We start from the raw sequence: 14,196 nt of genomic DNA, 5'->3' as shown, positions 1-14,196 counted from the left end.
GCATGATGGCTGGCTCTCCTGCGACAGCTTCATGAGGCGGCGTTGCGAAAAGGTAGTTGAAGGCACCTAAGGTATGTTTTTCGCCGAGCTAACCATAGGCGAGGAATGTTATCAGTGTTTGGACAACGGCGACAGCAACTCATTGGAAGCAGTAGAAGAATATGTTGGTGAGCAGACAATGAAAAAGGGAGCGGGCTATGCCCGCTCCCTTACCGGAATCATTGTCCGAATAGCCTATACGGTGTGCGGCGACGCCCAGTCACGACGCCGCCGCACACCCTGCGCGTCACCGACGCCGACCACGGCGACGCCCGACCGCCGCCAACACCAGACCCAGACCGGCCAACACCGCCACGAGCACACCCGCGCCCGCCACGGCCGCGCCAGTCGGCGAAGTCACGCCACCGGCAGCACCGGAACCAGCACCGGAACCAGCATTATCGCCCGCGCCTGAGCCGGAACCGTTGGACGACGCACCCTCATACACCGTAGCCACAGACACCGACCTGGCCGCATCCGCACGACCCGCGCCAACAGCGGCACGCGCGGCACGCGCACCAGCCCCCGGCACCACGGAGAACGCCACTTCGGCCCGATCGCCCGCGTGTGCGGCACGCAACGCGTCCAGCGAGCCGACCTCCACCGCGTCCGCACCACGGCCCAGGTCACGCACCGCGCCATTCGCGTCCATGAACAACGCGCGCGTACGCGCACGCTCCTGCAGCTTGGCGTAGTTGTCGGACTCGGCCAACAGCGACTCACGCTCACCGGTCTCCACACGGAAATCATCCGAGAACATGCCATACGAGCCTTTGCCCGGATCGCTCGGGTCAACCGGCACCCAACCGCCGTGGTCAGACACATGCGCCGTCACCGTAGCCGACAAGCGTTTGCCGCTGGCCGAACCATCGTCGGTGGCGAAGAAGGTCACCTTCGATCCGTCGAGCACATTGGCCTCACTCGGATCATGCATTTCCGCACCGATCTTCGCCTCGATTACATCCTGAGGAATCTGCGAACCATCCTTATACCGTCCGGTGACTCGACCACGGGACACCAGCAACATACGAATGTCATCGACACTCTTGCCGGCGAGCTCGTCCTTGGACAGGTACACGTCGTCGGCGTACAGGCGCGCACCAGTCTCCGGATCCGTGGTGCCGCCGTCGTGGATGGTGGCCGTGGAGGTCACGCTCGCACGCTGTCCGTTCTCGCCGATCTCACCCGGCGCGAAGAACGTCACCATACCTGTGCGTTCCCCGGCCTTGGCCGCGGCGAGCAACGCCCCGACGGAAGCCTCGTCGACCAGCACGTCGTCGATCGGCGTACGCACGCCCTCCGCGTTGATGCGGAACGCACGCACCCCGGCCCGCTTGCGCAACGCCGCGTAGTTGTCCTTCGCGGCCAGCAGCGAATCCGCCTCCACCGCGCTCATCTCGAAATCATTCGAGTAGATCGCGTACCGGTAGCCGTCCTTGTCCGGATCCGTGGTGCTGCCGCCATGATCGGAGATATGCGCCGTCACCGTGGCCTTGACGCCAGGGTTGCCGGTCAGAGCGTAGGTGATCTGGGAGCCATCCTCAATCAGGTCGAGCGCCGCGTCCCTATCATCCACCTTGACGGTGTACTTGCCAGTATCGCCCGCCGAAACCAGCTCACCCGTCTTGTCCGTGGCGGACACGGACGCCGCCTCGAACAGGAACTGCTGCAACCGATGCTCATCGTTCGCCGTCTGCAGCTCGTCCCTGGACGCCCACACATCATTGGCGAACAGGCTGGACTCGTCGCCCGGCTCGCTCGGATCGGTCGGCTCGACCGGCCCCGTGCCATCCTGGTAAACGGTCACCACGCTGGTGCTGGTGGCTCGATGCGCGGCATCGTCCGAAGGAGCGGAGAAGCTCACGTCCACGATTGAACCGGCTTCGGCCTGCTTCAGCTCGCTCAAGTCGCCCACAACCACCTGCTCGGCGGTGTAGTTCTTGTCCCGGTTGCCGTCGGCGTCCACATGGTAGGCGTTCACGTTCGCGCGGCGCTGCAGCTTGAGGTAGTTGCCATCCGCGGAAAGGAAGCCGTTATCGCGCTCGGCGACGCTCATGGGGAAGTCGTCCGACATGATGACGTTCCGACCACCCTTGCCATCCGGCGCGGTGCCGCCGTTGTCCTGAACGGTCATGACCACGGTCGCGCTGTACGGCTGGCCGGTGATGGTGAAGGTCACGTCGTAGCGGTCGCTGGTCCACCAACCGGCGTCGTCGATATCGGCCACACCGTCGATGGTCACGGTAACGCCGTGGCTGGTGAGCGGCGTGCCGTTGTCCATGCCGAACACGTGCGCCCAGCCATACAGCTGCTCGGTGCGGCTGGACACCATGCTGCCGTCGAAGCCGACCATGTTCTGCAACGCTTCGCGCGAGATGGTGAAGTGCTGCGCGAAGATGGAGTACTTGCCGTCTTGCGAGCCGTCTCCGCTACCGGTCACCGTCACCTTGGAAACGGTGGTGGCCTGATCGCCTTGCATCGGGTAGGTGAATGTGACGCTGGCGTCATCGGCGCCGGCCTTCTTGTTCTTCACACCCTCCAGGTCCACATCGATGGACTGGACGTCCACCGGCTTGACCGTCACCGGATTGCCGTCCGCGTCGAACACGTACTCGTAGGCGCGGGCGTTGGCGCGTTGGCGCACGGACGCGGAGAACATCGTCCACTTGGCGGTGTCGGGCACGAGCTCGTCCTCACCTGCGGTGAAGTCGTCGGAGAACACGCGGTACTTGCCGTCCGCACTGCCCGATCCGCCGTTGTCCAGCACATCCATGGTCACGGTGACCGTGGCCTGGGTGCCGAGCACCGACAGGGTGACGTCGTACCGCTTGCCGGATTCAAGATCCGTCGGCGATTCGACGCCCTGGATGGCGACGCCGACCTTGGAATCGTCGAACTCGGCCGGCAGAGGCGTCTTGCCGTCGGCCATCACGCCGTGCGCGGCGGAACGCTTCCAGATCAAGGCGTTCAAAGCCGCCAGATCCTTCAGGCTTGCCAGGTCTTCGGACTTGCTCACCGCGAAGTTCGAGGCGTAGATGCTGGCTTCCGTTTGCGTGCCCTGGCCGCCGTCACTGGTGACGATCATCGTGGAGTCGACCGTGGCGACCGGAGCATTGCTTCCTGCCGTGGCGAGGTAGAAGCGCACCGGGTACGTACCTTCCGCCGCACGGGCTTCGTCCAAGGACACACCGATGGTGTACTCGTCGGCCGCGTTGGTCTTGGTCGCGTGGGCTCGTTTGACCAGGAAGGCAATCAAGTCTGGCTGATCCTTCACGAATTCACCGTTCTGCGTCCAGCCTTCCTTGAGTTCGTTCAACCCGATGGTGAACGTCTTGTCGGCGGTCAGGCCGGGGGCATTCCCCACGGATATCTGGTCGCTGGATTGCGATTCGAAGCTCACCGCGTCACGCCACGCGAAGTTGTGGTCGCTGCCGGACTTGGCATTGTGCGCCACACGGAACCGGTACGTGCCGGTCACGGCCGGATACACCCACTGGTCGCCTTCCTGGCTCAAGTCAATCGGCTTCCACGACTTGCCGTCGGTCGACACTTCGTACATGCTCTTGGCCTGGCCATCACTGACGTTCTGCGTATCCACGTACTGTGCGTCGAAGCCGGTGACTTTGCCCTCACCGCCAGCCGTGCCCGGAGCGACGGTCTTCAAACCGGCAGGCTTGGCGGCACGTTCCGCCACGGTTACGGTGCTGGTGTCGCTGGAGCGCAATCCCGATTCGACACCTTCCGCATGGAAGGAGACCGCTTGACCTTCACGGCCGTTCACTGCGATCTCCGACTTGCTGGATTCCGCCGCACGAGCCTTGCGGGCCTTGACGGCCGTACGCGCCTTAGCCTTACCGATCTCGGCGACCACCTTCACGGTGCCATCGCCTTGAGCGACGGTTGTTGTCCAGCGCATTTTCTCCGTACCGTAGCCCGTGCCGAAATCATATTCCGGCGTGACCTGCGGCGCGGTCGGCAGCGTCCAGGCATCCGCCGAGGCCTCGCTTTCCGGACCGGCCGCCTCATACACCTCGTCGGAGTTGTTCTCGGCAACCGGCGTGTAGCGTGCCTTGATGGTGTGCTTCGTATTGGCCTCCAGACCGGTGGCGGTGAGCGTGGTTGCGTAGTCGCCCTTGCCGTCGATCTGGTAGCGGGCCTGCGGTGCGTAGCTGGCCGTGGCGCGTGCAGTCGCGGAGGCACCGCTGGTCGGGTAACCTGCCACTGCCTTCCATGTCAGCGAGGACGCCGTACTCTTCGCCGCATCCGGTTCGGGAGCGCTCGGGGTTTCGGTAATCGCCGCCTTCACCAAGCTGATGTGCGCGTTCGCGGTCAAATCGCCGCCCGTCGAGCTGTCACCGCCGGGACCGACATGCAGCTCGATGTTGAACACACCGTTGTTCTCGGCATTCGGGGAATCGCTGTCCGCACCCTTCACCTGGCCGGGCCCTGCGTTCTCCAACGTGACGGTCTTGCCGCCCGCAGCGCCGAAGGTGACGGCACTGTCCTTCTTGGTGATGGTCACCGTGTCCAGCGGCACCCAATTGTTGTTCTGGTCGAACGCATGGACGTTCATCACCTTGACCAGATACGCGGACAGACTATTAATATTGATGTCCTTCTCCGGCAGGGTGATGCTCTTGTCGTCGTCCCAGTACAGACCCGGCTGGCTGGTCTGCGACACCACCAACATGGCCTTCGGCTCAAGCAACGTAGCCTTGCCACTGTTCGTGACGGTGACATGCGCCTGAATATCGTACAAGCCGGTGGAATCCACACTGTCCGCCGGAGCGGCCTTGGCCTTGGAATTCGCCTTGGTGATGGTGAAGTCGGCCAGGTCGATGGTTTCCTCGACACCGTCCTTCTTGGCACCGTTCTCGTAGATCACGGTTTGCGCGCCGGTCTGCCCGTCCACGCGGTACACGGTCAGACCGACCTTCTTGGCGATGGTGGCCGTGTCCTTCAGCTCACTAGCCTTGTCGGCGAGCTTGAATGCGTAGTTGTGCATGGTGGCGAGATAGCCGTCCTTGCTCACGCTGGCATCGTCGGCGTTCACCGTCAACGACACCGGCACCGACAGTTCGACACCAGTCTGGCCAATGCCCTTGGTACTGGAATCATAGTCGTACCCGAACACGATGCGCCCGGAATAGGAGCCGGCCTCAAGACCCTGCTTGATGCTCGCGCCGCTGAACGTGACCGTCTTCGACTGGTTGTCGCTATCGATCGCGGTGCTTCCGGCCCACTGCGACTTCACGGACATCCAGTCTTCCGTGCCGGAAGCCTTGGTCGTGTTCTCGAAGCGCACGCTCTTAAGCTTCATCGCCCCGCCGGCCGTGTAGAGTTCCGGCGTCAGCGTGATGCGGCCCTTGGTATACGCCGCATTTGCAAGCTCGCTCTCCGAAAGCGCCAGCGGCAGGGTGCTGGACTTCACCTTCAGGTTGTAGTCCTCCATGCGCGCCGCCAAGTGCAGCTGTACCTTGTCCCAGCCGATCTTCGAAGAAGAACCAGAGGCATCGTCTGGTGTCGGGTTGTCGCCGCTCAGCTCGTCGTTCTTGTACGGCTTGATGCTCGACGCATCCGCACCGAAGATGGCGTCCAGGTTCTCCTGGGCGGTCTTCGACCCATCCCACTTCACCGACTTGTTCGCCTTGCTCGGGTCGTAGGCGCTGCCATTACCTTGCTTCGTGGCGATCGGATAGTAGCCGCTCAGAATCCACTTGTTCGGATCGGCGGTCAGCTTCTTGGAAGCTGCGTCCGACTTCACCGAAACCGGCGGGTTGACGAAGGTCTCGCCCTGCAGGATCTTGCTAGCCCGATAGAACGTTCCGTTGCCGTTCTCGAACAGCTGCTGTTCCTTGTACGCCTGCGAACTGGTGTCCTTGGCCTCGCCATAGGAGTCGCCAACCTGGAAATTGATCAGGTAACGGCCCGTGTCGTAGGTGTACACCGCGCCGAATTGAATCGCGTTCGCGGTACGCCAGCTGGTCGCGCGCGTCGGCGTGCCTTCCACCGCGCCGTTGCTGCCGCGAGTGGCGGTCAGGCCGAACACCGTGGGGCTGTACTTCCACACGTCGGACACGGCTTCCTTGACTTGGAACGCCTGTTCCTTGTTGCCCTCGCCGACCAGCTTCCACGGGTTGCGGGTGTACTTCGTGCCGTCCGGATCATCCTTCGGATAGCCGACCTGCTTGTCCTCGGGGTCGAGCACCTTGCTCTTATCTTGTCCGGGGAAGTAGGTGGTGAAGAACGAATCGTCGTCGCCCCACGTATTAATGATGTTGGTGCGGACCTGTTCGCTCCACTTCACTCGCTGGCTCGAGGGCACAGTGGGCTTGTTCGGGTCAGCCGGCGGAGTAATGTCCTTGCTCGGTGGCTTCGCGTTGGTATCCCAACCGACCTTCCAGGTCACGTCGATGGTGCGCTCACGGAAGGTTGCGGTGATCACCGTAGTATCGGTGATGCCGGCGTTAGTGCCGGTTGTACCGGTTTGCGTGACCTTATAGGCGTCGTTGAGACCGTCACCATCAAGTCCGGCACTGTCGCCCGGCTTGGAGCCGCCGACATTCGCCAACTCATGCGACGCGCCATCGCTGCCAGCCACGGCGAGCTTCACCATGTCGTAGCCGGGGGTTTCCCAATTGTTCTTGTCCGAGCCGAAGGTGGGCAGCGTGTACTTGTCGCCCTGCTTGACCCACACGGTACGGGTGCCGTTCGGATTATCGGGAGCCTTCGCCTCGTTGTTAACGATGGAGTCGAAGTCGGCGTTGGTGCTCACGCTCTTGTCATCCTGCACGCGACCGATGCGGAACATGGTGCTGTTGCTGCCACTTTCGACCGCGGTCTTGTAGGTGACCTTGTAATACTGCTCGATGGTGGCGGTCGCCTGACGGCCGACGAACCTACCGGCCACGGTTGCCGAACCATCATTCATGGTGAGGTTGGTCGCACCGTTCTTCACACCGAGACGCACGGGGAAGTCACCCGCCTTGTCCGCAAACTCATTCGAGCCGTTTTCCAAAGCGACCCAACCAAGATTCTCATGTTGCGTGCCATGGAAATGTTCCCACGTACGGCCTGCCATATCAGTTCCAGATGCCGGCGTGACGGTCACGGTACCTTTCTGATCCTTGCCGTAGGCGTCCACGACCTTGAAGGTCGGAGCGGTGGAACGGGTAGTGACGTTGAGTCGGATGCTGGTGGCCTTGTGGTTCGTGTCGGCCTTGCGGGTCAACACCACGACGGCTGTCTTGTCCGCATCGCCCCACTTGTTCACCGCGTTATCGTTCACCTGGTCGTTGCCGTCGTTCTTGCTATCCAATGCCTTGGTCAGGGTCAGGGTCATGTTGCCGTTCGCCTGGGACGCGGCGGACAACACGTCGGTCTTGCCCACGCCGGCCGGCAGACCCTGCACGGTGAAATCATCCAACGTCATGCCGGTATCGCCCGTGACGGTGACGGTTTCCTTCTGATAGTTGACCGTGGAGAACTCCAAGTTCCAGTTGTCCGGTTCAACGGTAAAGGTGGCTTTGATGACAGCGGTCTTGATGTTCTCACCCATGTCCAAGCCAGTGCCGGCGCCGCCGTTGTAGGTGACGCTCACGTCGGCCGTGTAGGTACCGGCATCCAGCCCGGAAGCCGTAGTACCCTGCAAGTTGGCAACTGCCTTCGGCGCACTAATGGCAGCTATGGTGAGCCAATTCTTTTCCACCGCACGGGAAGCACTACGAGCCTTGCGCGACTTGGCGGTGGTTGCCGCCTCGTACTGCTGGTTCGTGACCTCGACCTTGGTCATCTGCGCACCGGTGTCTTGCCCCTTGGTCAGGTCGAAGGTAAGCGTGGTCGCAGTCTTGCCGTAGGAGGCCGTGCCCTTCGGACCGTTCCACGCCGAGGTGTAGTCGGGAGCCTTCTGCCACTTGGGCACGAGGGTTACGGAAGTGCCGCTGCCCATGATGGTATTCACCACCGTATCGGCGGTGACATCCTTGGTAGTTTGCCCGGCCGAGGAGTTGGCCTTGACCTGCCAGCCGACGAACTTGTAGCCGCTGCGATAGAACGGCACCGTCGAGCTGACGTCGCCCGCGCCTTCCTTAAGCTCCGCACCCGGAATCGGCAGATCGCCCACCGCACCTTCCATCGTGACCGAGCGCTGCTTCGCCCAATCGGGAAGTGTGTCCGTGCTGGTACCACTGAGGAACTTGGCGCCGGATTGTCCGCTGCCATTCGGCACGCCCAGGTAGTCGAAGTTCACGGTGGCGTTGACCCGCGACCACACGTAGGTGACGGTGACCGGCTGGGTCACGTTGACGATATGGCTCGCCCCAACGGTCGAGTTCTGACCATTGTTAGTGGCGCGCCACTTGGCTTCCTTCAGCGAATAACCGTCCACGCTGACTTCGCCGTTCCAAGCAAGGGCGAAGCTGCCGTCGTCGACTACCGCCGTATCCTTGGCAGGCTTCGAACCGTTGACCTTGACGCTCTCGCCGGAGATCGGGTTTCCTGCGTCGTCGACGTGCTGGAAGGTGATGGTCCACTGCTTACCGACGGTCACTTCCAGATACTTGGAAGCGGGCACCGTATCAGTGGCGGACTTGCGCACCCAGTACTTACCCGCGGCAAGCCCGTCCTGCTGCTGTCCGCTATCGCCGAGCTTATGCCATGCGCTAGGTTCGGGCGCGAACGTGCTGCCTGTTTGGACTTCAATATATTCGTAAGTCGAACCATCGTTGAAGTTGGCAATAATGCTGCCGTTCTTAGCGCCGTCCTTCGCGGGAGTGGCGTATACACCTGTGGTCTGGGCGCTACCAGCCGCCGGGCGAGCGGGACGATGACGCACTGAGAACTGATAGTTTGTAGCCTCATACGTATCATCTGCACTCTTGCTGACGCTCACCTGAGCGGAATTATCATCGCCGTTCCATCCGTTGAGCGCATTGGTGAGCTTATAGGTGGTCGTGCCATTGGCGTTTACATTGGTCACGCCATTCAGACCGTTCACCGTCCAGCCCGAAGATTCGCTTCCCGGAGCTGACGTGAAGGTGACCGTTTCCTTCTTATAGTCAATAGACTCCTTCACGCTGCGATCGGTACGCTTGGTAACCTGCACGGAAATCGGAATTTCTTTGGTCACAGTGTAGTTCCAACCACCCTGCTTCGTGCCGGCATCGAACTTCAGCGTTAGCGTATCCTCATATGTCTTGCCCGCAGCACGACCGGCCTTCAACGCCATCGGCAGCACAATCTTGCCGCCTTGCGCCGAGATACCCTGATTGTACTTGTCGCCGATATTAGTGGCCTTGATCTCAAAGTCCGAGGAGGAACCCTTCTTCAAGGTAGCGGACACCAAACGCGGAACGTTTGCATCTGCGACATTTCCATTGTCGGTCCCGTGGAGGCGCCAAAGGAGGTCTTCACCGTAGTGCTCACGTCGAACTTCGCCTGATCTGCCGTATAACCGCCAACCAAGGTTTTGTTCTCCATCGTCGGGGTTGCGTCGAAGGAACGGTTCACCCACTTGGCGTACAGCTTGACCACACCATTTTCAATAGTCCAGCTGCCATCGTCAGCGGGAGTCCAACTAGTTTGCACTTTGCCGCCAGAGTAATCAGACTTCATGTACCAGCCCTCAAGATAATTCTGTGGACTGTTGGTGGTCGAGTATATATTCATCTTCGGATTTCGATCATGCGTGGAACCGTCACCCGAAGAGCTGCGATCACTGAGGACAGGCATGGAATCGATAACCGATTTCAAAGATTGTCCACTGACAAGCGGATACTCCCACTTGTTATCGCTTGCTGGCCAAGTCGCCAAATCTGACTTGGTATTCCATACGAATTCAACCTTATTAATCGTGGATTTCCACACGGGCACCATCTCACCGCCGCCCCATGGCACGGTAACCTGCTGTCCTTGGGTGTACACGGTGGTGTCCCCACCAGATTTAAACTTCCAACCGACCTGCTGGGCACCCGTCTTAGTGAAATAGGCAGGTGCTTGGAATGTATCGTACGAATACTTGCCTTGCGGCTGCGGCACACTTCCATTAACTCCTGTAGAATCGTCTCCCTTAGAGAAAGTCACCTGCGCTTCGTGGCGATACAACAATTTGGCCAACGGATTTTGGTCACCCACCGTGCCGGATATTCCCTGCGTTTCCGCAAGAGTCCATTTTCCGTCACTAGTGACATATTCTGTCTTATAGTCAGCCAAATCGTATTGCGTACCCCAGGCAACCTTTACCTGCTGATTAGTCGGATCACCATATACGACGGTTTTGTCACTACTTTCCTTCTGCTTATAAATCGCTATATTTCGATTAACTAAGGATCCCACACCAACGCCCTGTTTCCATTGCGCGACAAAATGCAACACATTGGAATTAGACCCGGTAAGGTTCATAGACGACAAGCTAACAGCCTGACCAGGTTTAAACAAGGTTTTATTAGCGTCTTCGGCAACACGGTATCCTTCAAAATAATATCCATCTCGTCGTGGAGTATCCGTGGGAACACCGATTGTCGCAGCTCCAATAACGTTATACTGGGTATCGTCACTCGGAGGAGAGCCCGAGGGCCAAGTCGTCCCACTGTCAGATGAATACTGTGCGGTATAGTCCACCGGACTCGCGTCAACGTTCAAATATTCAATCTTTGACGCCTGTTTAACCGTATATTTATAATATTGCCAGCCTTGCGCATCTTGACTTTCTTTCCTCAATGCACTGGAGCCAAGAGTCGAACTGACACTGTTGATTCTCCAACCGTTCTTGGGACGGACCGCGAAACCATATTTATCATCTTCGGTCTCTTGATTCGCGGGAGCGGCTGCGTTCTTCCAGTAATACGCCTTACCTTCTTGCATATTTACATATCCGACATAATTACTTCCCCAATCTTGCACTTGCCATATCTTTGCGTCCACTCCAGTGAGTGTACCTGCAATAAGACTCGTTTGACTGGTCGGAACGTAATCCACAGAAACCGTCAAATTAGAATGAATATCATCAAATTTGATTTGCAAACTTGGCGACCAGCTCCTGTAAGTATTGTCCCATACATACTTCCACCGCGTCACAGTGACTTTCGTACCAGAAGCAACTCCCGTTCGCAGCACAGTGGTAATGGGGCCTACGGTGCCATTCTGATTCTCACTCATACTTGGCAGCACAATTTGCTCGCCATTGACCTTAATTGACGCAGGAATATGGTCATAGTTATATTGCCCGGTTCCATTGTGAATCGAATCGTAGATACCATCAATAGTCAATTGATCCCAATTTTGAGTATTGGCCAACTGCCCCACATATTGCCGGAATTTAACCATTGCTGGCGTATAATTGCCGCTTTGAGCGGGGGCCTGATCATAAATAGTGCTACCTGACCCCAAATTCCCTTGTTTGCCCTGAGTAAACTGGTTACTTTCGAAAGTCCTAGTAGGATTGCCATACGGATTAGGGAATCCGGCATTGCCATTCCAGGTTACCGGATATCCATTACTATATACCCCTCCGACAGAAACAAATCCTGCCTGACGACCTTCATCAACTCCAGCTGGCGTATATCCCTTAACAGTAACATCCACATACCAGCTGGTTGACCACGGCTCTACGCGAAAACTTACATTCACGTTGCCAGTAATATCTCTAAGCTCATAGTATACTCGCTTACCGCTCGAAGATACCAGATATGCCTTAGCGTTAGTCACATTGAAATGAAGCTTTGTTTCTTCCGGCTGAATTACAGAAAAAGTTGCCACACCACCGACATACGCGGAGTAGGTACGCTTTCCCCACCGTGCATTTTCAGGTTGAATACCCGGATATGCATATGAGATATTGCCGTAACTGACAGACACTTTCTGAGTGTTGCGCTGAAAAGAGAAAATGATTTTGTCCGCGCTTTGCTTAACGGAAGCAATCAAGGTCGCCTCATCGCCAGAAGTCACAGCTCCCTTAATGGCATAGTAAATCTTACCCTTAACCGATCCAACAAAATCCAGCTCATATCGAATTCCGCTCAATTCAATATACGCATTCAAAAACCTGTAATTATCCAAACTCGGCTGAGTCGTAGAGATATATCCGCCCGGATACGTAAAGGTCGGAGACGATTCCAAAATACCATCACGTTCCACATAGATACCTCCGACTTGACCCCATTGTTGAGCATCAGCCGCAAGAATCGTCGCGGAACCGGAACGCGCACGAGCCTTCGCAAGAGACACAGCCAAAGGCTCAGTCTGGGTTTCCGCCTCGCTCCATGTCGGCACGATACGGCGACCGGCGCCCAGCTGCATGACCTCGTCCGAACCGGACACCACGTAACGCGTCGCGCCATTCTCTTGGCGCTTGTCGGCCGCGAGCACCCGGTACGGATTGCCCCACGAATCACGCACCAGGGACCCGTCGGCCGAATCCACCAGGAACGCACCCTCATACGACGCCGGATTGGCGAGCAAGGAATCCAACGTGGAAGACGCTGCAGAGGAATTATCCGACTGCGCACCTTCTCCAGCGGACTTATCCGTCACGTTCGCATCAGACGACCCACGTTCCGACGACGCCGTCTCAGAGGGTTTCACAGCGGCATCATTTCCGGTCGCTCCTTGCTCCGAAGAACCCGGCGACGAAGACGAAGCATCCGTCACAAACAAATTCGGCACAAAGGTTTTCGCATCAGCATCGGCATTCGCCACACGACCCATCAGCAATGACGTTACCGGCGACAGCATTCCTGCCAGCGCACCCCCTACTGCGCCAACTACTGCCGACAGCTCCTTCGCACCCGCCACCGATGCCACCGCGGCGCCCACTGCGTCCGAAGGCGTCACCTCGGAACCGGAAGGCTCGGCCGAGACGCTATGAGAGGAATCGGCATTCCGATCCGCCGACTCATCGGACCGACCATCCGAATTCGCATCCTGAGAAGCACCGGACTGCGGCTGCGCCGCATCGGCCTGGCCCTGACCGGACTGGGCCTGGCCCGACTGCGAAGACCGATCCTGCGAACCGTCAGCGCCGTCCGACGTCGACTGCTGCGACGCATCGGACTGGCCCTGCGAGCCGTCGGCGCCGTCCGACGTCGACTGGGCCTGGCCCGACTGGGAGGCCTGGTCCTGCGAACCGTCCGACTGCGAGCCGTCCTGTCCCGCGTCCGCCTGCCGTTCCGGCGCCCGGAAGCCCAGCGTGCCCGGATCGGCCAACGCGCCCCCGGCGAACGACGCCGCGAACGGATCGGACCCATCCGGCGCCTGCACCGACACATCCACCGGCAACGAACCATCCGCCAGCAGATCGCCCGGCTCCACGCCCGAGAGCACCGCGTCGCCCGTCACCCCCTCGGACGCCGACACCGCCGCATACGCCGGAACACCACCGAGCAACATTGCCAACGATAAAGCGGCACCCGCTATAACACGTCCTACGACTCGCACTCGCGCACCTGCGGAATGAGCCATACCCATTCCTTGTTCCTCAACTGATTGCGAACCAAACATCTTCCTCAACTCCATAGTGTTTCGTTGTTATCACATTGTTCTTTTATGTATTTGCGACCCAGCCGACATGCTCACGATGCATCTGATTAGGACGGCCCTCGCGGAACAAGTCGTAGTGGGCTTCCGAACGAAGGGCGAGCAATACGTTGAAGCCCCAACGCCAACCACGCGGGCACCAACCACGAACGAGCCAACCATGCCATCGAAACGGTTTCCTTACACCGATACGACAACAAGGAGGCAACCGCACCAGAAGCCTCCATACCATGCCACGCCGCACATCCCTCGCCCGCACCAGCAAGCGACAGCGCACCCTCCATATACATATCTCTACCTTGTGTCGCAAAATATTTGGTACATCATCCACCACGACGTTCATCGAGATGACCCAAACATTCCCGTTTTACCTTTGAAACAATATACACTTATATGTCTTATTTATAGAGGTTAATTGTAGCATAACGTCTAACAATGCACAAACATAATTACATTATGCGTCAACATGTTGCGTAAAAAACAAATAACAGGCAGATTCAAGCGGATAACATAACCACAATAACCAAAATGTATCGTTTTACATTATGAGAAAAAGGACTATATATATTTACGATTTTCATGCAAAAAACGAAATATTTAGCCCGGAGCGCGTGGAGACTCTCAGCA

At 58.4% G+C, this 14,196-nt stretch carries 2 protein-coding genes; both read right to left on the bottom strand.

Annotation, left to right across the window (positions count from 1 at the left end):
- Nucleotides 1-286: 286 nt before the first annotated feature.
- On the bottom strand, nucleotides 287-9,382 hold the full coding sequence (locus AC1AWK_RS01065) for a hypothetical protein (RefSeq protein ID WP_476567470.1): 9,096 nt from the start codon (nucleotides 9,380-9,382) through the stop codon (nucleotides 287-289).
- Nucleotides 9,364-13,494 (bottom strand): hypothetical protein, encoded by a 4,131-nt coding sequence (locus tag AC1AWK_RS01060; RefSeq protein WP_476567469.1) that lies wholly within the window; start codon nucleotides 13,492-13,494, stop codon nucleotides 9,364-9,366. The genes AC1AWK_RS01065 and AC1AWK_RS01060 overlap by 19 nt, the downstream gene beginning before the upstream one ends.
- Nucleotides 13,495-14,196 lie beyond the last annotated feature (702 nt).

The organism is Bifidobacterium sp. LH_491, from assembly GCF_056356495.1.
Note: the sequence above shows the minus strand (reverse complement) of the source record. Positions and strands in the feature narration are given on the sequence as shown.